Source organism: Skermania piniformis, from assembly GCF_019285775.1.
Taxonomy (GTDB): domain Bacteria; phylum Actinomycetota; class Actinomycetes; order Mycobacteriales; family Mycobacteriaceae; genus Skermania; species Skermania pinensis.
The window spans coordinates 2917523-2943362 of sequence record NZ_CP079105.1; the positions used below are offsets into that span (position 1 = coordinate 2917523).

Here is a 25840-nt window from a genome sequence, read left to right on the forward strand (position 1 = left end):
CGGTCAACGCTTGAACCGGCCGGCGAACGCCCGCAACGGCAGGTCCGCACTGGTCACGATGCCCGGCGGCGCCGCGACCACCGCGCGAATCGAGTTCAGGGCCGGAAGTCCGGTGACGGTCATCCCGATCGACGCGAAGTTGGCCGGATCGGACAGGTCGAATCCCTTGCGCGGGAAGATCATGTGCTTGCTGTAGATATTCGGGTCACCGGTGATCTGGGTGATGTAGCAGCCCTGGATCTTCCACGCCGGGTCGGTGTGTGGCGTCATCTGCCACTCCAGATGCGATTCCACTCTGGGCACGCCGTCGATCATGCCCTGGTACTTGATGTAGCTGCCGCCCAACGATCCCTTCGGCAACCGATACCAGCCCAGGTCGACATCCTCGGTGCAGGCGCCCAACTCGTAGTCGAAGCGCACGTCGTCGAGTTCCAGACCGAACGCGTCAGCCATCAGGTACACCGAGTCGGCGAAGACCGCGGTGAACTTGTAGAGCGAGTCCGGAATGCTTGGATCGTCGACGGGCAGGCCGTATCCGACGGCGCGCCAGGTGTCGACCGAATGGTGGCAGGAGACATCGACCGACTCGGTCACCGTGACGTTCTCGATGTCGGCCACATCGGCGGAATGCACGATCCCGAGAATCTGGCAGAGCCCCGGGTTCATTCCGGTGCCGTAGAAGCTCGCCTGCCCCCGCTCGCATGCCGCGGCGATCACCTCGCTGACCTTGCGGCCGGACGGATGCGGGTGGTTGGTGTCGCGGTGGTAGCCGGTGATCCAATCCGCGGTGGTCACCACGTTGATCCCGGCTTCGAGCACCTGCTCGTAGAGCTGCTCGTCCGGAAACACCCCGTGGAAGGTGAGCACGTCGGGCCGGGCGTCGATGATCTCCTGGACCGTGCCGGTCGCGGTCACCCCGACCGGGCCGATCCCGACGATGTCGCCGGCGTCCCGACCCACCTTGTCCGGGGTGTAGCAGTGCAGCCCGGCCAGCTCCAGATCCGGATGATCGCGGATCCGCCCGATCATCTCGGTGCCGAGGTTGCCGGTGGCGACTTGGAAGACCCGGATCTTGTCGGACGTGCTCATGATGTCGTGCCTTTCGCCGGATAGAACTGGGTTGCCCATTCGCGCAGCGCCCGAAATCCCTGGTATTCCTTGCGGGACAACGCGGGTGGGTCCGAGTAGCGCTGATGCGACCAGATGTGGACATCCGCCTCGAACTGCTCGATGACGAAGTCGGCCATCGTCTTGCCGTATCGGGAGATCTCCGGGCGATCGTCACCGGGTTTGCGCCCGATCCAAACGGTGAACCGAACGTCACAGGTGCGGTCGTCGACCGGGGTGACCGCAGGCATCGTCCGGTTGTCCACCATTCCCCAGCTCCGAGTGATCGAGCAGCCCAGGCCAGCGTTGATCGACTCGACGCCGCTGCTCACGTCGTCCTCGGCCACGCCGGCATCGAAGGCGATGGTGAAATCGACATACGACACCGGACCGGAGAAGTCGTGCCGGGTGAATTCGGGAACGAACGGGGTGTTGTGCACGAACTTGAAGTGCGCGAAATCGACCCCGTTCTCCATTACGTACTGCGGATGCAGCTCCAGCCCAGCTCGATACAGCGTCGCGACCGGCACGGGCGGGTAGTAGTCGGCGGCGGTCCGACTGTCCCCGAAGGCGGTGAACATGTCCGGCACCTCGAAATAGGGCGGCCGATCTGCCAGATCGAACCAGATCCACACCGCCTCGTTCCGCTCGACCACCGGATAGCTGCGAATCCGTCGGCCCCGGTTGGGATGGTCCTCGTACGGGATGCAGACGTTGCGCCCCTGCGCGTTCCACTCCCAGCCATGGAATGGGCAGACCAGGTTCTCCCCCACCACCCGTCCGCCGTAACCGAGGTGGGCGCCCAGATGTTCGCAGTAGGCGTCGAACACGCTGACCCGGCCGGCGGCCGATCGCCAGGCGACCATCTCCCGACCGAAATATGTCATTCGGTGTACCGCGCCGATCTGGATCTCGACCCCCCACGCCACCTGGAACCAGCCGGTCGGCTCCATGGACAGCGGCGGTTTGGCCATGGCCCCAGGGTAGAAGGCGGCTCGGACGAATACAAGAGGGTTGTTTGAAACCTGAGTCGGCCGAGGTCAGCGCCGTAGAATCGAGTCGTGACCATTGGGGAAGGCGACGGACGACGGGCAAACAAGCGTGGCCGTGCTTCGCGGGAGAGCATGCTTGAAGCCGCCATCGCATCGCTGTCCACCGGCGATCCGGCGGCGGTCTCCGGCAATCGCATCGCGCGCGACATCGGCGCGACCTGGGGCGTGGTCAAGTACCAGTTCGGCGACATCGACGGGTTGTGGGCGGCGGTGCTGCGGTACACCGCCGACAAGCGCGGCGACCTGCCGGCCGGGATCACGCCGGACGGCACCCTCGCCGAGCGGGTGACCGCACTGATCCAAACGATGGCGGTGGGCCTACGCCGGCCCGAATCATTGGCGATCGAGACGCTGCGCTCCGCACTCCCCCGTGAGCACGCCGAACTAGAACGAGACTACCCCCAGACCGCAGCCGAACTCGCCTCCTGGAAGCCGAACTGGGACCGCGCCTGCGAGCGGTTGTTCGCCGACCTGGATCTCGATCCGGACAAGGTGCGCAAGGTTGCCGCGCTGGTTCCGGCGGCGATGCGCGGCATAACCTCCGAGCGCACTCTGGGCACCTACGGCAATCTCGACGACGCGCTCGACGCCCTGATCGGTGGGATCGTCGCCTACCTGGCGAGCTGACCAGCCTGGGGTTCCGCGAATCTACCGGGGCTGGAAGCGCTGCCCGCCGTCGATCCGAATCACCTCGCCGTTGATATACGGGTTTTCCAGTAGATGCTGGACCAACATCGCGTACTCGTCCGGCGTGCCGAGCCGCTTCGGGAACGGCACCGTCGAAGCGAACTTGGCCAACCGCTCCTCACCCAAGAAGTCCATGATCGGAGTGTGCATCGTGCCAGGCGCGATGCTGTTCACCCGAATCCCGACCGAACTCAGATCGCGGGCGGCGGTCAGAGTCAACCCGATCACGCCGCCTTTTGCCGCCGAGTAGGCCGCCTGGCCGATCTGCCCTTCGTACCCGGCGATACTGGAGGTCATCACCACCGCGCCGCGCTCGCCGTTACCGTCCGGCTCCAGCTGCGCGATCCGGGCAGCCACCAACCGCAACACATTGAACGTGCCGCTGAGGTAGAGCGCGATGGTGTCGGTGAAACCTTTCTGAGTGTGCGGCGAACCGTCCCGGTTCACCACCTTCTCCAACACCCCGAAGCCGCCGTGCGATACCACCGCGTAACGCAGCGTGCCCAATTCGTCGGCTGCGGCGACTGCGGCCGCGACGCTCGACTCGTCGAGGACATCGGTACGCACGTAGACCGCCTTGTTGCCGAGTTCGTCGGCCAGCGCGCCGGCCTTCTCGTCGGCCACGTCCGCGATCACCACCGCCGCGCCAGCACCGTGCAGCCGACGGACCGTCGCCGCACCCAGGCCCCCGGCGCCGCCGGTCACCAGCACCACATCACCTTCGAACGCCATCGTTTCCTTGATTCCGTTTGGATGAAATATGTTTCAGATTCCTCAGCCGTCACACCTCGATGACCAAGGCCCCGCCCTGACCACCGCCGGCGCACATCGCGGCCACGCCGATTCCGCCACCCCGCCGCCGCAGCTCATAGATCAGCGTGGTCACCATCCGAGCGCCGGTTGCCGCGATCGGATGGCCCAGGCTGCAGCCACTGCCGGAGAAGTTCACCAACTCCTCATCCAGGCCATGCGCCCGACTGGCCGCGATCGGCACCGCCGCGAACGCCTCGTTGATCTCCCACAACGCCACGTCGGCGGCCGCAAGCCCGGCCCGGTCCAACACCTTGCCGATTGCCGTACCGGCGGCCATCCCCGTCTCGACTGGGTCCACCCCGACATGCGCCCACGCGCGCACGGTGGCCAAGACGTCGAGCTCGGCGGACTCGGCGTAGTCCCGAGCGGCGAGCGCGACCGCGGCGCCGGCATCGTTGATTCCGCTGCTGTTGCCGGCCGTGATCGAAAAGCCGTCGATCTCCGGATGCAATACCGGCAGTTGCGCCAGCCGCTCGACGCTGGTGTCCCGCCGCGGGTGCTCGTCGACGACGAAGTCGAACGCCGTACCGTCCGGGCGCTCCACCCGCAGCGGCACGATCTCGTCGACGAACTTGCCGGCATCGATTGCCGCGACAGCCCGGTGATGTGAGCGCGCCGCCCAGGCGTCCATCTCGGCGCGCTCGATTCCGGCCAGCCGGGCGGTATTCCAGCCGACCGTGACCGCCATATCCAGCATCGGCGCATCCGGCGTCTCCAGATGGGTCGGCGGCAGCCACCCCTGCTGCACTTGGCCACCCGAACCCGGAATCCGCCAGTGGCTCACCGGATTCGTGGATAGCGCCTGGACGCCGCCGGCCACGATCACCCGTTCCATCCCGACCCCGATATGCGCGGCGCCGTTCGCGATCGCGGTCAAACTGCCCGCGCAGTGCCGATTCACCGACTGCCCCGGCGCCGAGGTCATGTCGGTCGCAGCGGCGGCATACCGGGCGATGTCGCCCCCGCCGTAATGCGCCTCGGCCAGGATTACGTCGTCCACCGCGTCCGGCGCCAAGCCCGCGCGGCGTACCACCTCGGGCAACACCGTCACCGCGAACGCCTCGGCCGGCACGTCGGAAAGCGCGCCCTTGAACGATCGGCCGATCGCGGTCCGCACCGCGCCGACGATGACGGTTTCGGCCATCTCTGCCACTCCTACGGTCGACCTCGCGGCGCGATCCCGCCGCCGAGAACAACAGTATCGTTTCTGCAATAGTAATGCATACGGTAAATCTACCCAGAATTCGTTGACGACTGTCACTGGCATCTGTCAGTATCAGTTCTACTGGCTGCTACCAGCAGAAATAGGACTCGAAGGGCTTGTGATGAGCGATCTCGGTGCGGCACCGAAGGGTCGCGAGGCGCGGCGCAGAGAGACCCACCGGCGAGTCCTCGACGCGGCCACCGAGGAGTACCGCGCTCGCGGCATGGCCGACGCCGACCTGGGCGCGATCATCGCTGCCGCCGGCGTGGCGCGAGGCACCTTCTACTTCCACTTCCCGACCAAGGAGCACGTGCTGCTCGAGATCGAGGCCCGCGAGGAGAAGCTGATCGCCGAGGAACTGACTCGGTTTCTCGCCGAACCGCACGACCTACGCGACTCGCTCGCCGAGACGATCCGATCGATCGCCGCCATGGAAACCCGACTCGGCCGGCATCTGTTCAAAGACCTTCTTTCGGTGCACTTCTCGCCGACCCGACCGCTGACCGACGAGTGGCGTGCGCATCCGGTGATCGGCCTGGTCGCCGGGATGATCCGGGACGCGAACCGATCCGGCGAGGCGGAGACGATGATCGACCCATATCACAGCGCGGTGTTCTTCCTGTTCGGCCTCTACGGCCTGCTGGCGATCACCACCGGCGCCGCGGTACTGCGCGACACGGTGATCCGGGACTACCTGGACAGCACGCTACGCAGCCTGCAACCACGATGACGACAAATCGGAAATACGAAGGAGAGCACCATGTGGCAGGAGATCGTCCGTCTCGCGTTCGCCTGGGGAGTAATTCTTGCGGTAGTCGCGTTCTGGTACTGGATCATATCCAATATCGGCACATTCTGATGACCAGCGGCGACAGCAACGACGCCATGTCGGTCGAACGCAGTTACGGGGTAACAGCGGTCGCGTTCTCCGGGCAACGACGCACCGGCGCCCGACTGATCACCGGTCCACGCCGAGAGTTCGGCCTGAGCCGGGCTCGTCGGGTCGTCGACGTGCCGTACCCGGTACTGGGTACGGACTGGCGCCGATCAACGGTGACCTGCGGCATCGCCTTGCAATGTGCGCCATCAAAGGACCTGATCGGCGAACACGACCTGCATGAGCTGGCGCCGAGGCAACTCGCCGCACTCTCGCTGGTCGAGGGCGGCGTCGCAGCCGGCTGGATCGCCGACCGACTGCCTGGCCTGCTGCCGGAGATCACCCGCCTCGTCCCCCACCTGGAGATCGCCGACCAGGATCTTACCGGAGCTGAGATCATATCCCGAGCAATCGATCTCGCTCGGTCCAAAACTCCACTAACCGGGCATCCGGTGCTCGGCGCACTCCCTCTGCGGGCACCGGCCCGGCGCCCGCTCGCTGCGGCGATCCACCGCACCTACAGCCGAATGCCCTGGACATCGGCTCGCTCGGACGCCAAACGAGCGATGTCGGTACCGGTCGGCGGTGATGGCGGGGTGCGCAACGCCAACCTTCCGCTGCCGAGCCGGCCGGAGAACGACGAGCCCGAGATCCGCGCCGACCGGCGCGCCGGGATTCCTTACCCCGAGTGGAACATGTGGACCAAGGCGTTCCTCCCCAACCATGTCGCGGTACTCGAACGACGGCTCACCACGCAGAGTGGTCCGCTCGGTACAGTGCCACCTGAGATCGGCACCTGGTTCGCCCGAAACACCCACCGCGCGATGCGCAGCGGGCTTGAGGACGGCTCGGACGTCGACGTGGACCGCTATGTCGCGCACTACCTCGACACCATGACCGGCGAAGCCGGGCCACCACGGATATTCCGCGAGCTCCTTCCGGTCGCCCGGGACGTCGCCACCGCGGTCCTCCTGGACGGAAGTTCATCGCTCGGCGCACACCAAGGCCGGGCCTTCCAGATCGAGCTGGCCTGCGCCGGCGCGCTGTCTCGTGCCATGACGCTGACCGGCGAGCACCATGGCATCTTCGTCTTCTCCGGCAATACCCGACACCGGGTCGACGTCGCGTGCCTCAAGGATTTCGCCGACCGCCGATTCGTCGATCCTGGTCACCAGGGCCTGCGCGCCGGCGGCTACACCCGGCTCGGCGCGCCGATCCGGCACCTGACCCGACGGCTGCTCGATCAGCCGGCCGAACGGCGGTTGCTGATCGTGATCGGCGACGGCCTGGTCTCCGACGAGGGCTACGAGGGCCGCTACGCGTGGGCGGACGTAGCGCACGCGCTCGAGGAGGCTGAAGAGGCCGGCGTCTGCCTGTACTACATCGGGATCGGGCCCGTCCGGGTCGATCCACTGCCGGAGATCTTCGGCGACCGTCGATCCCGCCGACTCCGCCGAGTCGACCAGCTAGCCGAAGTGCTGGCACTGATCCATCGAGAGCTGGTGGCCCGATGACCTCGGTAACGAATGACGCCTACCTCGCCGCCGGCGCCGAGGTCGAGCTCTTCGAATGGGCCTACGCCCAACGCATGCCGATTATCCTCACCGGACCGACCGGCTGCGGCAAGACCCGATTCGTCGAGCACATGGGTCGGCGGCTCGGCCGCGACGTGGTCACGATCAGCTGCCACGACGACCTGACCAGCGCCGATCTCGTCGGCCGGTTCATGGTCACCGGCGGGGACGTGGTGTGGACCGACGGCCCGCTCACCAGCGCGGTGAAATCCGGAGCCATCTGCTACCTCGACGAGGTCGTCGAAGCTCGGCACGATTCGCTGGCGGTGTTGCACTCGCTCACCGATCACCGGCGTACCCTGTTCCTCGATCGAGCCGGCGAGACCGTGCACGCACCAACGACATTCATGCTGGCTTGCTCCTACAACCCGGCATACCGAAGCTCCCTGAAGGAGCTCAAACCGTCGTTCCGGCAACGCTTCGTGACCGTCCCGATGGACTACCTGCCCGCCGATCGGGAAGCCGCCGTGGTGGTGGCCGAGTCCGGCGTCGACATCGCAGTTGCCCAGCGACTGGTGGCCTGTGCCAGAACCATCCGCGACGCCGACGACGTCTTCCATTTCGAGCCGCCGTCCACCCGGGTACTGGTCGCCGCCGCGCGGTTGATCGCCGCCGGTGCCACCGAACTGGTCGCGGTGCACGCCTGCGTACTGGCGCCGCTGAGCGGCGACGGCGCGATACACGATGGGCTGCGCGAGATCGCGGCTGCCCACTTTGAACCCACCTCGGATTCCCCGAGCCCACGGAGCAAGGCGGTCCGACCATGACCCGCACTCCGGCCTCGGGCCCGACCAGCTACGACCAGCACGAAGCAGACAGCCGTTCCGCGCAGGGCCGCGCGGACCGCTGGATGATCGCCGGGACCGGGTTTATGGGCACCTACGTGCTCGGTCTGATCGGACTGCCGCTCTTCCTGCGCGGCGTCTGCCTACAACGCAAGGCACAACAGTCCGGCTATTCGGTCCGGCCGCTGATGGTCACCCTGATCGGTTATCTGGTCATTCTGGACGCGTTTCTGAACACGGTCGGCTGGGCGCTGGATCTGCTCGCCAGCCATTCGTTGTTGAACCGGGTCTTCTTCACCACCTGGGGAAACTACGCCGACAACGGGTACTTCTGGCACTACAACGAGCTCTGGATCGGCGGCTCGTCCGCACCCGGCGAGAAGGGTTGGGAGATCGCCTGCATCTTCGTGGTCTTCCCGATGCGGATCGCCGCCGCCATCGGGTTCCTGCAGATGAAACGATGGGGCCACCAATGGCTCACCGTCACCTGCTGGTTCGGCGTGGTCATCTGGGTCGGCTACATCGCCAACATGACGATGTACGCCGACATCCGGTTTACCGGCACGCTCCTGCCGGTCTTCGGCTGGTGGCTGTACGACATCTTCTACATCACGCCGTTCTTGGCGATCCCCTACCTACACACGGTCAACCGCGAAATCTTCGCGGACTGATCATCGCTTCGCCCAGTTGCCCAGGTCCCCCGAGGAGAGCCATGAACGAACAGGACCGCCGGCGCAAACGCGCCCTCATCGTCTTCCAGATAGCCATGTACGGATTCCTGCTGACGATGTTCCTGATCCAGGTCAACATGCTGATGCACCGAGACTGGTAGGTGAGCGACGATGAACTTCCCGTTTCGGTCCACCTCGGACACCGCCGGATCGGCGGTCCGATCCGGCGCCGACCAACACGACCAGGCCAGCCGCGACGCGCAGCGTACCGCCGACCGATGGCTGATCAGTGGTACCGCTCTGATGGGCACGCTGGTGATCGGGTTCGTCGGCTTGCCGATGTTCCTGCGTGGTCTGTATCTGCAGCGTCGGGCGCAGCGGCAGGGTCTTTCAGTGCGCCCCATCATGGTCACGCTGATCGGCTATCTGGTCATCCTCGACGCGTTCCTGAACAGCATCGGCTGGGTCCTGGACCTGCTCGCCAGCCATTCGTTGTTGAACCGGGTGTTCTTCACCACGTGGGGAAACATGGTCGACAACGGATACTTCTGGCACTACAACGAACTGTGGATCGGCGGCTCGTCCGCACCCGGCGAGAAGGGTTGGGAGATCGCCTGCATCTTCGTGGTCTTCCCGATGCGGATCGCCGCCGCGATCGGATTCCTGCAGATGAAACGATGGGGCCACCAATGGCTCACCGTCACCTGCTGGTTCGGCGTGGTCATCTGGGTCGGCTACATCGCCAACATGACGATGTACGCCGACATCCGGTTCGACGCCACAGTGCTCCCGGTCTTCGGCTGGTGGCTGTACGACATCTTCTACATCACGCCGTTCTTGGCGATCCCCTACCTGCACACGGTCAATCGCGAGATCTTCGCGGACTGAGCAGCACGCTCCAGGAGCACACCATCATGAGCACATCCCCGCCCCGCCCCACCGCCGACAGCGGTGAGGAACTGCCGCTCGGCACCACCAGCCACTTCGCCCGGATGCACAGCTGGCTCAAACGCGGCATCCTGGTCTGTCTGGTCGTCCTCGTCGTCGAAGGATCGTTCACCGTTCCCGCGCTGGCGATCTGGTACGGCTTTCCCACACTGTCGCTCACCGAGATCTGCGACGAGCTGATGAAGGTGCGCTGGTCGGACGAGACCGCCGAATGCGAGTACCCCTACCCATTACACGGCCCGCCGTTCGGCGGCCGGCCCGAGGGCGCCGGCCGAACCACCGCCCAGGACGAGTGGGGGGTCCAGCCCGAGCCGGAGTATCCGCGCATCGGCTTCCGGCAACTCGTCCGGAACAAGGAGGAACGCGAGGCCCGCCAGTCGGGCGGACGGTGACGAAGGGCGGATTCTGCTCGTTCAGCGGGCAGAATCCGGCCCGATCAGCTCGGCCAGGACAGCGAAACTGTCGTACGCGGTAACCGCCGCGACGGCGCGCTCGACACCTACCTGGGAGACCGCGAACGGCTGCATCCGATCCCCGGCCGCCGCCGTGCACACAAAGGCCAACAGCGGCTCGGTGAGCGCGGCGACGTACAAGGTCCACAATCGGTCACCGGCGACCGCGATGCCCGCCCGCTCCAGCCGTGCGGCGTAGCGCCGGACCAGGTCCCGCTCGATCCGGCGGAGCAGGCCGGGTTCCACCGACGCGGTCGCGAAGTAGGCGACATCGCGGATACCCACACCGGCGGACGCGACCTGCCAGTCCAGAAATCCCGGCACGCCGGCCTCGACGAACAGATTGCCCAGATGGGGGTCACCGTGGGTCAGGGTCTGCGGCTGCGCCGCCCAGAACCGGTCGATATCGGCGCTGCGTTCGAAGAACATCCGGCACGCCCGCTTCGTCTCCGGTGGGACCAGGTCGGCGATGGGCCCGGTGAGCCGACCCAACAGATACCGCCGGATCAGGTCGCCTACCGCGATCTCGGCCGCCGAGCGGGCGGCCAGGGGGCGCAGGTCGCCGACGAATCGATCGGTGGCCCAGAACCGCGCGTGCAGGTCGGCAAGCGCGTCGACGACAGCCTCGGCTTCGGCTCGGGTCACCGTGTCCACACAGGTCCGGAACTCGGCTCGGCCGGAGAGATCTTCGAGGATCAGCAGCGAACGCTTGCGGACCGGATCATGTCGCGCCGCGTAGCATCGCGGCACCCGCACCGGCGCGGCGGCGCCGAGCGCACGGTAGACGAGGACCTCTCGGGCACCCAGGCGGAAGAGATTCAGCAACACCTGTTGTCCGAAGTCGTGCGGCGGCAACTTCACGAACAACGACTTCGGCAGGTCTGCATCGGAGTCCACGGCGATCCGCGCACGCGCGGCGGTACCGGAGTCGGCATCGAGGATCCGCAGCGACCGGATCGCCTTCGGCGACAACCCGAGCACGTCGGCCAGCCGGGTCGGGGTCAGTCGATCGATCCGCAACGGGATCGACGCGCGGCCGCCGACCGCCCGATCGGCCACGACGCGCGCCGATTCGACTGCGGCGAAGCCGAGGGCACGGACTGTGGACGATGCCGGCGGGCTCACCCGGGATATCCGGGACGCGGTCGCATCGAGTACCGGACCGGCAGATGTTTGAGCCCGCCGACGAAGGTCGTCGCGATGTATTCCGCCGAACCGGTCGCCTCGATGGCGTCCAGGCGAGGCAACAACTCGCGAAAGAAGCTGCTCACCTCCAGTCGGGCCAACGCCGCGCCGAGGCAGAAGTGAACGCCGAAGCCGAAGGCCAGGTGCTTGTTCGGACTGCGCCCGACATCGAACCGGAACGGGTCGACGAAGATCTCTTCGTCCCGGTTCGCCGACGGGTAGGACAACAGCAACGATTCGCCGGCCGCCACCGGCACCCCACGAACGGTGGTATCCACTATGGCGGTGCGCATGAAGGCCTTGACCGGGGTAACCCAGCGAATCATCTCCTCGGTCGCCGACGGCAGCAGACCGGGATCGTCGCGGAGCCGCTCGCGCTGGTCCGGATGCTGGAGCAGAGCGTGGAGACCTCCGGCGATCGTCGCGCTGGTGGTGTCGTGGCCGGCAGTGGCGATGATCGCGTAGTAGGACGCCGTTTCCACATCCGAGAGCGGTTCACCGTCGATTCGGGCATTGGCGATGGCCGAAGCCAGGTCGCCGGTGGGGTGTTCTCGCCGGGCTCGGGTGAGGGCGTTGAAGTACTCGAACATATCGAGCAGGGCCGCGGTCTGATCTTCCAACGCCTCGCCCCGTTGCAGCTCGGCGTCGTCGCCACCGAACAACTCCTGAGTCAGCGTCAGCATCCGCGGGAAGTCCGACTCCGGCAACCCGAGAAGCGAAAGAATTACGTAGAGCGGGTAATTGACCGCTACCTCGCGAACGAAGTCACACTCCGGGCCGGCGGCGGCCATCGTATCGACGAATCGGTGCGCGAGCTCGTCGATCCGTGCCCGCATCGCCCGCATCTCCTTGGGCCCGAACCAGTCGGCGGCGATCGCTCGCACGACGCGATGCTGCGGGTCATCCATGTGGATCAGCGTCCGGATGATGCCCGCCTCGCTGAGCTGGTCGGCCGCCTCGGTGAACAGCACCGGCCGTGGCCAATTGGTAAACGTCATGTTGGCCCGTTCGATCGCCATCACGTCCTGGTGCCGTGATATCACCCAGAACGGCCGGTAGTCGGGCACGTCGACCCAGGACACCGGCGCCTCGGCGCGGAGCCGGGCGAGCCCGGCATGCAGCGCCGACTCGTCGGTGTAGGTCGCCGGATCGGCGAGCGCCCGGGCCGCGTGGTGCGCAGTTCGAGTCGTCATCGACGTCTCCTCCGTCGTTCGTCACCGCAGTTGTTCGTCACCGCAGTCGTTCATTCCCGCGGTGTGCGGTAACCGATCGTCGTGGTTTCCAAATACTGTTGGAAGCCTTCGAGTCCGCCCTGCCGACCATGACCGCTCTGTTTCACCCCGCCGAACGGAGCGTCGGCGCCGTAGTACATTCCGCCGTTGACCCCGATCGCCCCCGTCCGCACCCGTCGGGCGACCGCCATCGCCCGGTCCGGGTCGCCGGCCAGGACCGCCCCAGCCAGGCCGTACCTGCTGTCGTTGGCCAACCGCACCGCGTCGTCGTCGCCGTCGTGCGGCAATACCACCACGACCGGACCGAAGATCTCCTCCTGCGTTATCGGCAGCGAGCTGTCTGCGCAGGCGAATACGGTCGGCTGGACGAAGAATCCGTCTCGCAGGTGTGGGGCGAGTCCGGACACCGTCCCGCCCCCCGTGATCAATCGTGCACCGTCGCGGACTCCCTGCGCGCAGGCATCGAGCACCCGCCGTCGTTGCGCGGCGCTGACCAGCGGCCCGACCAGGGTGTCCGAGTGCGCCGGATCCCCTACCGGAACGGCGGCGTACGCGGCGCCGACCTGATCGACGACCTCGTCGAAGATTTTTCGCGGCACCAGCATCCGACTCGTCGCCGCGCAGGCCTGGCCGGCATGCACGCAAACCCCCACCGCGCTCTGGATTACGGCGGCGGGCCGGGCGTCATCGAGAACGATGAGCGCCGACTTGCCGCCGAGCTCCAGAAAGGTGCGTTTCATCGTGTCCGCTGCCGTGCGCATCAGAGCTCGGCCGACCGCCGTCGATCCGGTGAACGAGATCAGGTCCACCCGCGGATCGGTGGCCAGCAGGTTGGCCACCGCATTCGAGGAGGTGGGCACCACATTGACCACGCCGGCCGGAAAGTCGGTGTGCTCGGCTACCAACCGGCCCAGCCGGGTAGCGTTCCACGGGGTGTGCGGGTCCGGCTTGAGCACCACCGTATTCCCGGCCGCGAGTGCCGGACCCAACTTGTTCAGCATCACCTCGACCGGGAAGTTGCTCGGGCAGATCGCAGCGACGACGCCGACCGGCGATTGCACCACCGTGCGAACATTGCGCGGACCGAAGAGGCCGGCTCCGGTGAGCAGCCGCTCCCACTCGAACTCCTCGATCAGCCGAGCCGGATACCGCAACGCCTCCGCCAGTGGCCAGGCCAGCTGCGCATTCCCCAGGGTAAGTATCGGGCAGCCCGCTTCGGCGACCAATTCCTCGCCCAGGTCGGCTTGTTCACGCTCCAACGCCAGCTGCAGTTGATCCAGACAACGCCGCCGCAACGGTCGGTTCACCGCCCAGTCGGTGTGGTCGAAGGCGTGCCGCGCCGCCGCGATCGCCTGCTCCATATCGCCGGCCGCCGCATCCGCCGTGCTGCCGAGCAACTGTCCGGTCGCCGGCGCGACATTGGCGAACTCGGCACCGTGGGCCGCGTCGCGCAGTCGGCCACCGATCAACATCCGGTGCTCACGCCGCCTCGCCGCCCGCTCGACAACCGCGCAGACGGGCGCATCTCCGGCTCCGAGGACATCGCTCACCGGTTCTCCTCGACAGGCACGACAGCCGCTGTAGGGCTTCCAACTGTAACTCTTACCGTATAGTACTTTGCAATGCCTGCCGAAGTAAGGAGCGACGATGTCGGGTCTGCTCGACGGGGTCACGGTGGTGGAGCTGGCCTCATGGACGTATGTCCCCAGTGCCGGTGCGGCACTGTCCGACTGGGGCGCCGACGTGATCAAGGTCGAGGATGTCCGGGGCGGCGACCCGTGCCGCAACCTGATCGTCGGCGGGCTCGATCCGGCCGATTCCCGGGTCCACGCGAGCGTGCTGATGGAGATCGGCAACCACGGCAAACGCAGCATCGGGGTGGACATCAAGTCGGCGATGGGTCGCACGATCCTGGGCGAGCTGCTCGGCCGGGCCGATGTGTTCCTGACCAATTGGCTGCCGGGACCGTTGGCGCGCGCCGGCCTGACCGTGCCACAGATCCGGGAGTTCAACCCGGACGTGATCATTGCGCGCGGCAGTGGCCAGGGTAGCCGCGGCCCGGAGAAGGACCGGGGTGGTTTCGACGCCGCGAGTTATCTGGCCCGAGCCGGGGTTGCACACGCGCTCACGGTCGCTGATCAGGAGTTCCCGGTGACCCAGACCCCGGCGTTCGGCGACCTCCAGGGCGGCATCACCCTGGCCGGCGGGATCGCCGCGGCACTGTTCCACCGCGAACGCACCGGACATGCCCCGATCGTGGACAGTTCGCTGCTGGCCCAGGGAATGTGGGCGGTGGCGCCGGATATCGCGGCTGCCGACTACTTCGGCATCGACCGGATTCCGGTCGGGCCCGCCGGCACCGCGCCGAACCCGGCGGTGAACCGATACCGCACCCGGGACGGACGCTGGGTCCAGCTGGTGCTGCTCCAGGCGGACCGCTTCTGGCGCGGCTTCTGCGAGCGGATCGGCCGGCCGGACCTCGGCGTGGACGAGCGATTCACGCCGCTGGCCAACCTCGTCGTCAACCAGGAGGCGGCGACCGCGGAACTGCGGCACACCTTCGCCGAGCACGATCTGTCGCACTGGCAGCAGGCGCTGGCGAACGAGCCCGGCGTCTGGGCCACCATCGCGACCCCCCGCGAAGTGCTCGACGATCCGCAGGCCCAGGCCAACGGCTACTTCCTGACCGTTACCGACGACGCCGGTCAGCAGTACCGCACGGTGAGCGCGCCGGTGCAGTTCGACGAGACCCCGCCGCCACCGACCCGAGCCCCGGAGTACGGCGAGCACACCGAAGAGATCCTGCTCGAGCTCGGGATGGATTGGGATCAGATCATCGCAGCCAAGGACGCCGGCGCCGTCCTCTGACCGCGGCAACTCCGGTGACGGCTCAGGCTGGTATGTCGTAGAACTGGGTGGCCCACTTCCGCAACGACAGGTAGGGCTTGGCGTCCTGCGCGGACAGCGCCGGATGTTCGACGTAGCGCTGGTAGCGCCAAATGCTCAGGTCGTCCCAAACGGTGATCAGGTACTGCTTCTCGACCCGCTGCCGAACCTCCGGCGGGGGCACGTCGGAGTCGTCGCCGGGCAGTTTGGGCCACCAGATGGAATAGAACAGGTCCGAGCTCTCGTCGTCGACCGGGGTGCAGGCGAAGATCAGCCGATGCCGGGCCGAGCCCTCGAACGCACTGATCGAACCCCCCAAGCCGAACATCTGCGCGTGAATCCGCAGCGCCATCGCGTCCGGGTCGTCGCTGCGCACGTCCGGCCAGCCGGTCAAGAAGTTCCAGGTGTGTTCGGCAACATGCCAATCGAGCATCCGTGGCGTCACGGTGGCTCGATGCACGTACCGGAAATGTGCGCTGTCCGGACCGTTCTCCAGGACCACCTGCGGATGTACCGGTTCCCGCTCGGCCTTCCGGGAGAACTCCGGGTACGGCCGATAGAACGCGGTCGGATCGGTTTGCAGGTCCGGGAACAGGCCGAGGATGTCGGGCATCGACCAGCTCGGCGGTCTACCGTCGGGCTGGTGCCACAGGAACACGCAGCCGTTCTGCTCCTGCACCGGATAGGAGCGCAGCGTGAGCACCTTGTTCACCCGATTCTCACCGGGAATGTGCTTGTTTCGGCCATCCGGCCCCCAGCGCCAACCGTGGAACGGGCATTCGACGCAATCACCGACGACCTTGCCACCGTGGCCGATATGCGCGCCCAGATGCCGACAATGCCCGGTGAGCACATGCACGGCGCCGTCCGCGCCGCGGTAGGCCACGAGGTCCTCGCCGAAGTAGTGCAGCGGACGGACCTCGCCGGGCGGGAACTCGGCCGACCAACCGATCATGAACCAACCGGTGACCTTCCAGGTGAAGGGAACCTTCATCGGATCCTCCCGATGTCGTGGACCGATCCGGCCCGCCTACAGAAATGCTTCGCCGAACCGATCGAGGAACGCCGCCGTCGCAGCCGGATTCGCCGCATCGGCATGGATCAAAGCCGTGGTCGCGCCCCGGTTTGCCAAGTCCGCCAGGATAGCTCGGGCAGTGCGTACGCTGCCGGTGTCGGCAAAGGCGAAGTGCGGACAGACCACCTGGATCTCGACCGCGCTCGGATCCCGTCCGGCCGCTTCGAGCCGGGTACGCAACCGATCGACCGCAGCGCCGAACTGCTCGGCCGACTCCAGTGCCGCGGTACGCATCGTCGCCGCCAGCCGGGTGTCGGCGATGATCGGCATCCAGCCGGCGCCGTACTCGGTCACCCGGCGGATCGCCGCCGCGCCGTTACCACCGATCCAGATCGGTGGATGCGGCTGCTGCACCGGTCGGCGGAGCCACACTCGACCCGGAGCGGCGAAACCCACGCCGGACACCGGTGCCGCCGGTTCGATCCAGATCGCCTGCAACGCTGCCAACGCCTCGTCGAACAGCGCGGCCCGGCGCTCGTGATCGACCCCGAGCGCGGCGAATTCGGATCGTAGGTAACCGGCGCCGACCCCGGCGATCAGCCGACCACCGGACACGATGTCGATGGTGCCCAGCGCCTTCGCCGACAGATACGGGTTGCGGAACGGCAGCACGTAGAGGTTGGTCAGCAAGCGCAGCCGGGTGGTCACCCCGGCAACGAAGCCGAGCACGGCGATCGGGTCCAATGTCTCGTGTCCGCCGGCCCGCCGCCATTTCACCGAAGGCGCCGGATGCTCGCTCAATGCGATTGCCGCGCAGCCGATCTCCTCGGCGCGGCACGATACCTCCCGGATCACCTCGGGACGCAGGAAATCGTCCGACGCAGCCGACTGCTCGCTCGGATACTCGAGAACGTATCGCACGACCGGGCCCCGGTCAGCCGGCCGCCGCCCCGACCTTCGGCTTCGAGCGCCCGTACGCGGGTCGGCCGAGGCCGAGCACGTGCTGGGCGATCATGTTCCGGAACACCTCCAGCGTGCCGCCGTAGATGCCGCACAGTGGCGCCCATCGATACAGATAGCCGGCATCGGCGGGACCGTCCGGGCCGGACGGCAGTGCGGCAGTCGGGCCGAGCACATCCATCAGGTCGGGGGCGATGTCTCGCATCGTCTGGGCCAGCGCTACCCGGCCGAACATGTGCGGGGCGCTCAACGCCGCCTCCACCTTGGCGACACTGCGGCCGAGCCGATAGGCCGCCGAACGATCCTCGGCTATCCGCCCGGCGGCGAGACCGCTCACCCGGTCGACCACCGTGGCCATGGTCAGCCCCTGGTGGGTCAGGATCGACACGTCCTGCAGACCGTCGGCTGCGGCACCGACGACACCGTGTTCCTCGTTCAGCGGGCCCAGTAGCACACTCCAGCCCTGGTTCACCTCGCCCAGCCGATAGCGGTCGGGAACTCGAACGTCGCTGTAGTACACGATGTTCGTCCGGTCGCCGTCCACCGTGCGCAATCCCTGGATCTCGACTCCCGGCGTATCCAGCGGTACCAGGAACATGGTCAGGCTCTTGTGTTTCGGCGCCTCCGGATCGGTATTGGTGATCAGGAAGACATACCGGCAGTTGTGCGCACCGGTGGTGAACATCTTGGCGCCGTTGATCACCCACTCGTCACCGGCGCGGACCGCCCGGGTCCGGCAGGTCGCGACGTCGGAGCCACCGTCGGGCTCGGTATAGCCCAAACACAGCCGGACCGAACCATCGAGGACTCCGGGCAGTACCTCCTCCTGCAGTTCCCTCGAGCCGTGGTTGCGGACCGACGGCACCACGATCGCCGTTGTCCCCCAGGTCACCCAGGGCACCTCGGCCCGCCGCTTGGACAGATCCCACAACCGTCGCCGCAACCGATCCAGCTCCGGACCGCCGGGCATGCCGAGCTCGGCGGCCAACCAACCCGCCGCGGCCATCGCCTGATGCAGGCCCTCGTCGAAGTTGTCCCCGGTCTCGCGATCCCGACGACGCACCTCGTCGGTCACGTGCTCGGCCAGGAACGCATCGACCTCGTCGCGGAACTCGGCATCCGACTCGGACAGTTCCACCCGCTCGAAGTTCATCGTCAACTCCTCCTAGGCCCGACAGTTCGCGGCTTCGCGCCCGGTCACGATCTCGACGGCGTGCAGAGCGGGATCGCCGCCGGCCAGCGACCAGCCGCGAGCCCGAACCAGGTAGGCCGATGCCGCCGACTCGGCGGCTACCCCCAGCCCGCCCTGCACCTGGACCGCCATGGTCGCCGCTGCCGGCGCTTCCCCGGTGAGGTAGACGAACGCCGCCGCGGGCAGTTCCGGTTGGTAGTCCGGCTCGTACTCGAGGAACCAGGCCGCCCGGCGGGTCAGGTTGCGCGCGGCATTCACCACGATCGCGATGTTCGCCAGTGGGTGCGAGATCGCCTGCAACGATCCGATCGGGATGCCGAGCGTGTACCGGGTGGTGGCGAACTCTGCAGCGATGCGGAGGGTTTCGTCGAGCAGTCCGACCAGAGCAGCAGCACTGAGAACCCGCCACTCGTCCAGCGCCCGGCGATACGCCGCCGTCGCGTCCGGCCCGCTTGCCAGCACCGTGCTCGCGTCCGCGCGTGCCGGATCGATCCAGGCCATCGGCAACATGCCGATGTTGTCCACCCGGGCCGGCCGGGTGTCGAAGCTCAGTCGGAGCACGTCGGACCCCGTCGGCACGATGATCTCGTCGGCCGCCGCACCAGCCGATACCAGCCGCGGACCCGGGCGGGGCGCCGGATTCGGATCGACCGCCACGATGCGCCGCCCGCGTACGACGTCGGTCTCCACCGAGGCGCTGCCGAGCCGCGCCAGCAGGCGCGCCGCGACGACGTGCTCGATCCACGGCACCGGAGCCAGCACCCGGCCCAACTCTTCGGCGACCAGAGACAGTTCGACCAGCCCGGCGCCGTCACCGCCGGCCGATTCGGGCAACGCCATGTCGACCGCACCGGTATCGCACAGTCGCTCCCACAGGTTCTTGTCGAAACCGGTGCTCTCCGCCGCGCGTACCGACTCGAGTGGGCAACGGCTGCGGCAGAACTTGGCGTACCCGGCCTGCAGTTCGGCCTGATCGGCGGACAGGCTGTAGTCCTGCCGGCGCAGTTCGTAACGGTCCATGGGGTGCTCTCCAGGCTGCTCAGGCGGGCGGGATTCGGTCGCCGAAGAAGAAGTCCCGTGCATTGGCATAGAGATACTTCTCGCGCACGTCGTCGGGCAGGTCCAACGCCAGCGCCTCGGGTACCACTCGGCGCATCGACAGCACCGGCCAGTCCGAGCCGAAGATCACCTTGTCCGAGCCGCGGCTGCGCATGTAGTGGATCAAACTGTCGGGCAGTCGCTTCGGCGACCACGCCGACGTCATCAGCCGCAGGTTGGCGTACTTGATCAGCAGCCGGATCGCTACGTCCCACCACGGATCGGCACCGTGGATCATGCACAGCTTCAGTTCCGGGAAACGCACGCAGACCAGATCGAGGTGGATCGGGTGCTGTACCTCGCCGGGAATGGGCGGACCCGGAATCCCGGTGTTCATGCACAGCGGCAGGCCCAGCTCGGCGCATTTGTAGTACAGCGGGTAATAGACCGCATCGCTGGGCGGATAACGGCCGTCGCCCCAGAAGCTGGCACCGACCGTGGTGTACACCACCGGCAGATCCGCGACCAGCGCAGTCAGCGTTCGCAGCGTCGCTACCGGCCGCAGCAGATCCACCCCGTTGACCGCGAGCGCGAATCGGTCCGGCCGGGCCGTGGTGAACTTCAACGCGGTGGCCGAGGGCCGGACCATGTTGTACATCAAGATCGCTCGCGCCACCCCCAGCTCGTCCATCTCGTCCAGCAGTTGCCCCAGGTCCGGCTGCGCGAACATCGATTTCGGACCCTTGAAGTAGTCGTCGCGCACCTTCAGCATCCAGTCCGGCTGCTGCTCGGTCTCGCCGAAGTGCACGTTGACCAAGCAATCGATCACCTTGGTCACGGCCGGGACTCCGTTCCTGCCGCGGCGGCCCGGGCGCGCGCCCACCGATAGTCGGGCTTGCCGTTACCCAGCCGACGAATCTCCGGGACCGCCAGAAAGTCTTTGGGCACCTTGTATCCGGCCAGCCGTTCCCGGCACCGCGACCGGAGCAGCTCCGCGGCGATCGGCGCGCCGCAGATCAGCGCGACAACCTCGGTGCCCCAGCGCCGACTCGGTCGACCGACCACCAGGGCGTCGACGATCTCCGGGATCGCCCGCAGGACTTCTTCGACCTCTTCGACGAACACCTTTTCGCCGCCGGTATTGATCACCAGCGCGTCCCGGCCGAACAGCCGGATGGTGCCGTCGGCCGCCAACTGCACCCGGTCTCCGGGTACCGCGACTCGCTGCCCGTCGATCTCCGGGAAGGTACGCAGGGTCGCCTCGCGGTCGTCGAGATACCCCATCGGAACCCGGCCGATCCTTGCCGCCCAGCCGATCTCCTCGTCGCCCGGCTGCAGGAACCGGGTCCGGTCGGCGGAGATCGCGGCCCCACCCGGCATCGGCGCGAAGGTCTCGACCTCGGCTCCCCGAGTGCTGCGGCCGAACCCCATCCCACCGGTCTCCGACGATCCGTATCCCTCGATCAGCGTGACGTGCGGCAACAGTTCCAGCAGGGCTCGGCGATACACCGGATTGGTCGCCGCGCCGCCGGTCCCGATGCCGAACAATCCCGACAGGTCGTAGTGTCGCCGGCGTAGTTCGGCGACCAGCGGCCCGGCATAAGCGTCACCGACGATGGTCATCAGCGCGACCCGTTCCTGCTCGGCGACGACCAGTGCGCGGCCGGCGTCGAAGCGCTCCCGGTCGTCGTAGAGCACGATCGTCTGCCCCGCCAACAGACCCGCGCAAGCAGTGAACACGCCGGCGGCATGCGACAGCGGCGACACCGCGAACCACGACTGCCCGGTCAGCTGCGCGAAGTCGTGCAGCACCGACATCGATTCGTGGTCGGCACCGTTCATCGCCGAGACATAGAGATCGGCCTGCCGCCACAGCACGCCCTTCGGCCGGCCGGTCGTCCCCCCGGTGCACAACATCGCCAGATCGTCCGGCGAGGTCTCGATCACCCGGTCCGGGTCGCCGCATTCCAGCGCGTGCGCGAACGGCACCGCGTCGGGCAACTCGGGTGCATCGCTGCCGTCGTCCAGCACGACCGACAGCAGCCCGGACCGGTCCGGCACCGCCTCGTTCAGCACCGGTCCGACACCGCGGTGGTATACCACTGCGCTCGGCCGCAGGTAACCGACCAGATCGGCGATCTCGGGTGCGGTGTAGCTCGGGTTGACGTTGACCGGCACCGTGCGTGCCTTGAGGCAACCGAGCAGCACATCGAGATACAGATCGTTGCGCAACAGCAGCGCGACCCGATCCTGCCCACACTCCCACCGCTGCCGCTCGGCGTCGTCCCGGTTCACCCCGAGGCCGCGGTCGGCCAAGAAGTTCGCCCAGCGGCGGGTCCGCACTGCGGATTCGGCGAAGGTGCTGCGGCGGTCACCGCAGACGGTCATCACCCGATCCGGCACCGCGCTCGCTACCGCATCGAGCACTTGCCCGATGGCCCATTCGGTCACCGCACCGACCGATTCGCTAGCGGCCGGCCGGTGCCGCGACCGGTACGCCGAGAAAGTCGAGCGCGTTGTCACGCATCATCTTCCGAACATCACCGGCATCGAAAGCGGCCAGCTCGGCGACGAAATCCAGTGGTTCAGCCAGCCCCTCGCCATGCGGCCAGTCCGAGCCGAACAGGATGCGCTCGACCCCGATCCGCTCGGCCAAGGCAGGTAGGTCGTCCTCGTAGTACGGCGCCACCCAGACGTGCTCGCGCAACGTCGCCACCGGATCGTTCGGGAACGATCGCGGAGACTGGTTGGCCAGCTTGGTCATCCGCTTCGACAATCGGTGTACGAAATCCGATCCGTTCTCGATACTGGCCACCCGCAGCCGCGGGTGCCGATCGAACACGCCGTGAACGATCAACGAGGCCATCGTGTCGTGGATCGCTCGGTCGTCCACCACGATCTTGTCCAGGGCGTCGCCCGGGCCGAACGGCTCGAACGTGTCCTTGCCGCCCCACATGGCCGCGAGCTGGAGATAGCCACTGTCACCGAGATGGAAGGCCACCGGGATACCGGCCTCGGCAATCCGCGCCCACACCGGGTCGTGCACCGGGTCCCCCAGCGAGCGCGGCTTGCCGACACCGGGCACCGGAGCAGGCCGGACATGGACCAGCTTCGCGCCCCGCTCCAGCACGAAGTCCACCTCGGCGGCGGCCGCACCCGGATCGGCCAACGAGATCATCGGCGCCGACAGAATCCGATGATCCGGGCGGTCGAAGCCCCAATCCTCGTCCAACCACCGGTTGAACGCGTGCAACGAGGCCATCGTCGCGGGGATGTCGTCGCGCAGCGCCGCTTCCACCCCACACCCGAAGGTGGGGAACATGAACACCGTCTCGATGCCCTGCTGCTCGACCACCGCCGCCCGAGCAGCCCGATCACGGTACTCGGGACGCAGTTCCAGCTGTTCCACCTGCATCAGTGATGCCGGATCCACTCCTTCCGGCACCTGCCCCCGAAACATCAGGTCCAGACATCCCGGAACGATGATCGGGTCGAAGGTGGGATTCGGAATGAACCGGCTCACCCGGTTCCCGATGATCGTCGTCGCGTGCTTGCCGGCCTGCACGATCTGCACGCCCCGGCGCTTGAACTCCCGCGGTAGATGCCGGGTGAACGCGTCGAGGGTCTCGTAATAGTGGTTGTCCGTGTCGATCGCCTGGTAGGCCAGCTCGGGCATCGGCGGATCCTTTCGTCCCGGCACGGGCCAGCTGCCGTAAACCGAATAGATATATCTACTGTATACCTATCAGTATTGGTCGGCACAAGGCCCGGCGGCGGGGAAACGACCACCGCCGATGCCGGACGCGACGTCCGCGTCCGGCGTCGTTCAGTTGTCCCGCAACGGCCGGCCGTACCGGTCTTTCACGCTTCCGGTCAGCATCATGATCCCGTCGATCAAGGGCCAGATTCCGCCGATGCCGCAGGTGAGCCAGGTCACCACGAGCTGCGCGATCGCCATGCCGGGCTGGTTCAGGTAGAACCGACCGGCACCGACGAAGCCGAGCAGGATCCCGAGCAAACCCGCGACCAGCTTCTGTTTGTCCGAGTACGGCACGCCGGTCAGCGGGTCGCGGCCATACGGCGCTTCGGGATCGTTCGGGTTGTATCCGGGCGGCGCACCGTAGCCGTAGTCCGGCTGCACCGGATAGCCGGGCGGGGCGGGATATCCGGGTTGCGGATATCCCGGCTGCGGCGGATAACCGGGCTGCGGCGGGTAGCCCGGTTGCGGCGGATAGCCCTGGTCCGTCGGATAGCCGGGCGGCGGGCCGTAGGGCGGCGGCGGCTCGACGTCGTGACCGTACGGCTGGGCCGGACTGTACGGCTGCGTCGGCTGGTAAGGCTGCGTCGGCTGGTAAGGCTGGGCCGGGTCGTACGGCTGGGTCGGTTCGGAATCGGCACCGGCCTTGCGGAGATTCGGAGTGGCGTCGTTGCCCGGCTCGTACTGCTGGGGATCCGTCATCGGTGAACTCCTCGCGTCGGCTTTGCGAACCTCGGATCGAGGGTAATTCCGCGCCCCGACACCGCGATGACCGACCAGGCTCGGCGGGGTATGCCGCCGGGTGATCCGGCTACGGCAGAATCGCCGTACGCAGGACCGGCTCAGGCGCCGCCTGGCGCGTGAAGATGCCGCGGCGCAACGCGATCAACAGCGCATCTCGGGTCTCGTCGGGCTGGATCAGCTCGTCGAAACCCATGTGCTCGGCCGAGTGATAGGACGCCAACAGCTCGAACTCGCGAAGTTTCGCCGCGACATCCTCCGTGGCACCGGACGCCAGTCCCAACGCCGCCGCGCTCATCGCACCCATGGTGGCGCCCGGCCAGGCGTAGGCCGCAGCCTGGTTGTCGAAGCCGATGAGCGACATCACCATCGAGCCGAACCCATAGGCCTTACGCAGCGTGACGTGCAGTTTGAGGGTGGTAGCCGTGGTCTGCGCGACGAACATCCGGGCGCCGGCCCGCAGCACCCCGGCCCGCTCCGACTCTCGTCCGGGCAACATGCCGGGGTTGTCGGCGAGGAACACCAGCGGCAGGTGGAACGAATCGGCCACCGAGATGAAGTGCGCGGCCTTCGCGGCCGCCGCAGCGTCGATCGAGCCGGCCCACACATCGGGCTGATTGGCAACGACAGCGACCGGATGGCCACCCAGATGGGCGAGCGCGCAGACGATCGCATCGCCGTAGCCCGGCTGCACCTCGAACCAGTCCGGCGTGTCCAGAACCACGTCGAGCACCTGCCGCATGTCGTAGCTCGCCCGGTTGTCCCGCGAGACGATGTCCAACAGCTCCGGCGTCGCCCTGGGTTCGGTCGTCTCGTCGGACAGCAACGCCGGCGGGTACGACCAGGCGCTGGACGGAAAGTAGCCGAGATAACGCCGGATATCGTCGAGTGCGTCCTCGTCGGTGTCGGCCAGGTTGTGGATCAGCCCACTCGGGATGGCGACGTCCGGACCGCCCAGGTCCTCCTTGCTGATCCGCTCGCCGGTCGACTCGTGCACCACCGGCGGGCCCGCGGTGAAGATCGCGCCCTGCCGGCTCATGATCGAGAAGTCCGAGACCGGCGCGACCAACGCCCCGTGTCCGGCCGAGGCGCCGAGCACTCCGGTCACCACCGGAACCCGACCCGAACACCGGGCCTGGGCGAGCAGATCGGTCGGGGTCCGGCCGTAATGTGCACCGGTCGGCCGGAATCCGGCACCTTCCAACAGCATCACCAACGGTATCTTGTGGCGCACCGCCAACTCGGCCAGCCGATACCGCTTGGCATTGCCCCCGGGCGCGATCGACCCGGCCAACGTGGTGAAGTCCTCGGCACCCACCATCACCGGAACCCCGTCGATCAACCCGGAACCCGCGACGACCGCGTCGGCCGCCACCTCGCCGCCGACCAGGGTGCCGAACTCCTGGAACGAACCGGGATCGAGCAGGTACTCGATTCGAGCACGGGCATCCAGCTTTCCTTTGCTCCGATGCCGGGCGACTCGCTCCGGGCCGCCCATCGCGGCCGACCGGTCCCGTCGGAACTCGAGATCCGCCAGCGTCTCCTTCCAGCTGTCCGCGTTCACGGCGCGTCCATGTTGCTGGCACTGCTGTCCATGGCACCTGCTCCGGTCCGGCCTCGAGGCCTCGTTGTCTCGACTGTCGAGGTCACTTATAGTCAACCTT

General features: G+C 67.2%; 23 protein-coding genes and 1 pseudogene. 8 read left to right on the forward strand and 16 right to left on the reverse strand.

The window, feature by feature from the left end; translation table 11 throughout:
* Positions 1 to 3 precede the first annotated feature (3 nt).
* Positions 4 to 1089, reverse strand: coding sequence for an NAD(P)H-dependent amine dehydrogenase family protein (locus tag KV203_RS13535; protein ID WP_066470458.1), 1086 nt, complete (start codon positions 1087 to 1089; stop codon positions 4 to 6).
* Complete coding sequence (locus KV203_RS13540) at positions 1086 to 2081, reverse strand: Rieske 2Fe-2S domain-containing protein (protein ID WP_066470455.1); 996 nt, start codon at positions 2079 to 2081, stop codon at positions 1086 to 1088. Before KV203_RS13540 ends, KV203_RS13535 begins: the two co-directional genes overlap by 4 nt.
* 150 nt (positions 2082 to 2231) lie before the next feature.
* Here KV203_RS13540 and KV203_RS13545 point away from each other — a divergent pair, with 150 nt between their 5' ends.
* A complete protein-coding gene (locus tag KV203_RS13545; RefSeq protein ID WP_246600956.1) occupies positions 2232 to 2786 on the forward strand; it encodes a TetR/AcrR family transcriptional regulator in 555 nt (184 codons plus the stop codon).
* A gap of 21 nt (positions 2787 to 2807) precedes the next feature.
* On the opposite strand, the gene KV203_RS13550 is transcribed toward KV203_RS13545, so the two are convergent.
* Together KV203_RS13550 and KV203_RS13555 are read right to left on the reverse strand one after the other, a co-directional pair.
* Positions 2808 to 3578 (reverse strand): SDR family NAD(P)-dependent oxidoreductase, encoded by a 771-nt coding sequence (locus tag KV203_RS13550; protein ID WP_066470450.1) that lies wholly within the window; start codon positions 3576 to 3578, stop codon positions 2808 to 2810.
* Positions 3579 to 3627: 49 nt separating this feature from the next.
* On the reverse strand, positions 3628 to 4803 hold the full coding sequence (locus KV203_RS13555; protein WP_066470447.1) for a thiolase family protein: 1176 nt from the start codon (positions 4801 to 4803) through the stop codon (positions 3628 to 3630).
* Positions 4804 to 4984: 181 nt separating this feature from the next.
* Here KV203_RS13555 and KV203_RS13560 point away from each other — a divergent pair, with 181 nt between their 5' ends.
* From KV203_RS13560 to KV203_RS13585, 6 genes are all read left to right on the forward strand, one after another.
* The gene (locus KV203_RS13560) at positions 4985 to 5593 is read left to right on the forward strand and encodes a TetR/AcrR family transcriptional regulator (RefSeq protein WP_066470444.1); all 609 of its coding nucleotides are present in this window, start codon (positions 4985 to 4987) and stop codon (positions 5591 to 5593) included.
* A 128-nt stretch (positions 5594 to 5721) separates the two neighbouring features.
* Positions 5722 to 7254, forward strand: coding sequence for a nitric oxide reductase activation protein NorD (locus KV203_RS13565; RefSeq protein ID WP_066470442.1), 1533 nt, complete (start codon positions 5722 to 5724; stop codon positions 7252 to 7254).
* Complete coding sequence (locus KV203_RS13570; RefSeq protein WP_066470440.1) at positions 7251 to 8081, forward strand: CbbQ/NirQ/NorQ/GpvN family protein; 831 nt, start codon at positions 7251 to 7253, stop codon at positions 8079 to 8081. The genes KV203_RS13565 and KV203_RS13570 overlap by 4 nt, the downstream gene beginning before the upstream one ends.
* Complete coding sequence (locus KV203_RS13575) at positions 8078 to 8770, forward strand: hypothetical protein (RefSeq protein WP_066470438.1); 693 nt, start codon at positions 8078 to 8080, stop codon at positions 8768 to 8770. The genes KV203_RS13570 and KV203_RS13575 overlap by 4 nt, the downstream gene beginning before the upstream one ends.
* 171 nt (positions 8771 to 8941) lie before the next feature.
* Complete coding sequence (locus tag KV203_RS13580; RefSeq protein WP_066470436.1) at positions 8942 to 9658, forward strand: hypothetical protein; 717 nt, start codon at positions 8942 to 8944, stop codon at positions 9656 to 9658.
* Positions 9659 to 9684: 26 nt separating this feature from the next.
* Positions 9685 to 10110: a hypothetical protein gene (locus KV203_RS13585; protein WP_066470434.1), complete on the forward strand. Its 426-nt coding sequence runs from the start codon at positions 9685 to 9687 to the stop codon at positions 10108 to 10110.
* A gap of 21 nt (positions 10111 to 10131) precedes the next feature.
* Here KV203_RS13585 and KV203_RS13590 read toward each other — a convergent pair whose 3' ends face one another.
* Genes KV203_RS13590 through KV203_RS13600 form a run of 3 tightly spaced genes read right to left on the reverse strand, consistent with a single transcriptional unit; the run spans position 10132 to position 14137 of the window.
* Positions 10132 to 11295: a phosphotransferase gene (locus KV203_RS13590; protein ID WP_066470433.1), complete on the reverse strand. Its 1164-nt coding sequence runs from the start codon at positions 11293 to 11295 to the stop codon at positions 10132 to 10134.
* On the reverse strand, positions 11292 to 12548 hold the full coding sequence (locus KV203_RS13595; RefSeq protein ID WP_066470432.1) for a cytochrome P450: 1257 nt from the start codon (positions 12546 to 12548) through the stop codon (positions 11292 to 11294). Before KV203_RS13595 ends, KV203_RS13590 begins: the two co-directional genes overlap by 4 nt.
* Positions 12549 to 12598: 50 nt before the next feature.
* Positions 12599 to 14137, reverse strand: a complete 1539-nt coding sequence (locus KV203_RS13600; protein WP_066470429.1) for an aldehyde dehydrogenase family protein — start codon at positions 14135 to 14137, stop codon at positions 12599 to 12601.
* Positions 14138 to 14234: 97 nt separating this feature from the next.
* Between KV203_RS13600 and KV203_RS13605 the strand changes: the two genes are divergently transcribed.
* Positions 14235 to 15455 (forward strand): CaiB/BaiF CoA transferase family protein, encoded by a 1221-nt coding sequence (locus tag KV203_RS13605; protein ID WP_066470428.1) that lies wholly within the window; start codon positions 14235 to 14237, stop codon positions 15453 to 15455.
* A gap of 22 nt (positions 15456 to 15477) precedes the next feature.
* On the opposite strand, the gene KV203_RS13610 is transcribed toward KV203_RS13605, so the two are convergent.
* From KV203_RS13610 to KV203_RS13650, 9 genes and pseudogenes are all read right to left on the reverse strand, one after another.
* Positions 15478 to 16467 (reverse strand): aromatic ring-hydroxylating oxygenase subunit alpha, encoded by a 990-nt coding sequence (locus tag KV203_RS13610; RefSeq protein ID WP_066470427.1) that lies wholly within the window; start codon positions 16465 to 16467, stop codon positions 15478 to 15480.
* Between the two features lie 36 nt (positions 16468 to 16503).
* On the reverse strand, positions 16504 to 17409 hold the full coding sequence (locus KV203_RS13615; RefSeq protein WP_066470425.1) for a TIGR03619 family F420-dependent LLM class oxidoreductase: 906 nt from the start codon (positions 17407 to 17409) through the stop codon (positions 16504 to 16506).
* A gap of 13 nt (positions 17410 to 17422) precedes the next feature.
* Positions 17423 to 18601 (reverse strand): acyl-CoA dehydrogenase family protein, encoded by a 1179-nt coding sequence (locus KV203_RS13620; RefSeq protein WP_066470424.1) that lies wholly within the window; start codon positions 18599 to 18601, stop codon positions 17423 to 17425.
* 12 nt (positions 18602 to 18613) lie between these two features.
* On the reverse strand, positions 18614 to 19660 hold the full coding sequence (locus tag KV203_RS13625; RefSeq protein ID WP_066470423.1) for an acyl-CoA dehydrogenase family protein: 1047 nt from the start codon (positions 19658 to 19660) through the stop codon (positions 18614 to 18616).
* 19 nt (positions 19661 to 19679) lie between these two features.
* The gene (locus tag KV203_RS13630; RefSeq protein ID WP_066470597.1) at positions 19680 to 20516 is read right to left on the reverse strand and encodes an amidohydrolase family protein; all 837 of its coding nucleotides are present in this window, start codon (positions 20514 to 20516) and stop codon (positions 19680 to 19682) included.
* On the reverse strand, positions 20513 to 22129 hold the full coding sequence (locus KV203_RS13635; RefSeq protein ID WP_066470599.1) for an AMP-binding protein: 1617 nt from the start codon (positions 22127 to 22129) through the stop codon (positions 20513 to 20515). Before KV203_RS13635 ends, KV203_RS13630 begins: the two co-directional genes overlap by 4 nt.
* Before the next feature lie 16 nt (positions 22130 to 22145).
* Positions 22146 to 23354: an amidohydrolase family protein gene (locus KV203_RS13640; protein WP_066470594.1), complete on the reverse strand. Its 1209-nt coding sequence runs from the start codon at positions 23352 to 23354 to the stop codon at positions 22146 to 22148.
* Between the two features lie 150 nt (positions 23355 to 23504).
* Positions 23505 to 24113, reverse strand: a pseudogene (locus KV203_RS20090) (TM2 domain-containing protein); the annotation flags it as partial.
* Between the two features lie 133 nt (positions 24114 to 24246).
* Positions 24247 to 25740, reverse strand: a complete 1494-nt coding sequence (locus KV203_RS13650; RefSeq protein WP_066470419.1) for an acyl-CoA carboxylase subunit beta — start codon at positions 25738 to 25740, stop codon at positions 24247 to 24249.
* Positions 25741 to 25840: the final 100 nt, after the last annotated feature.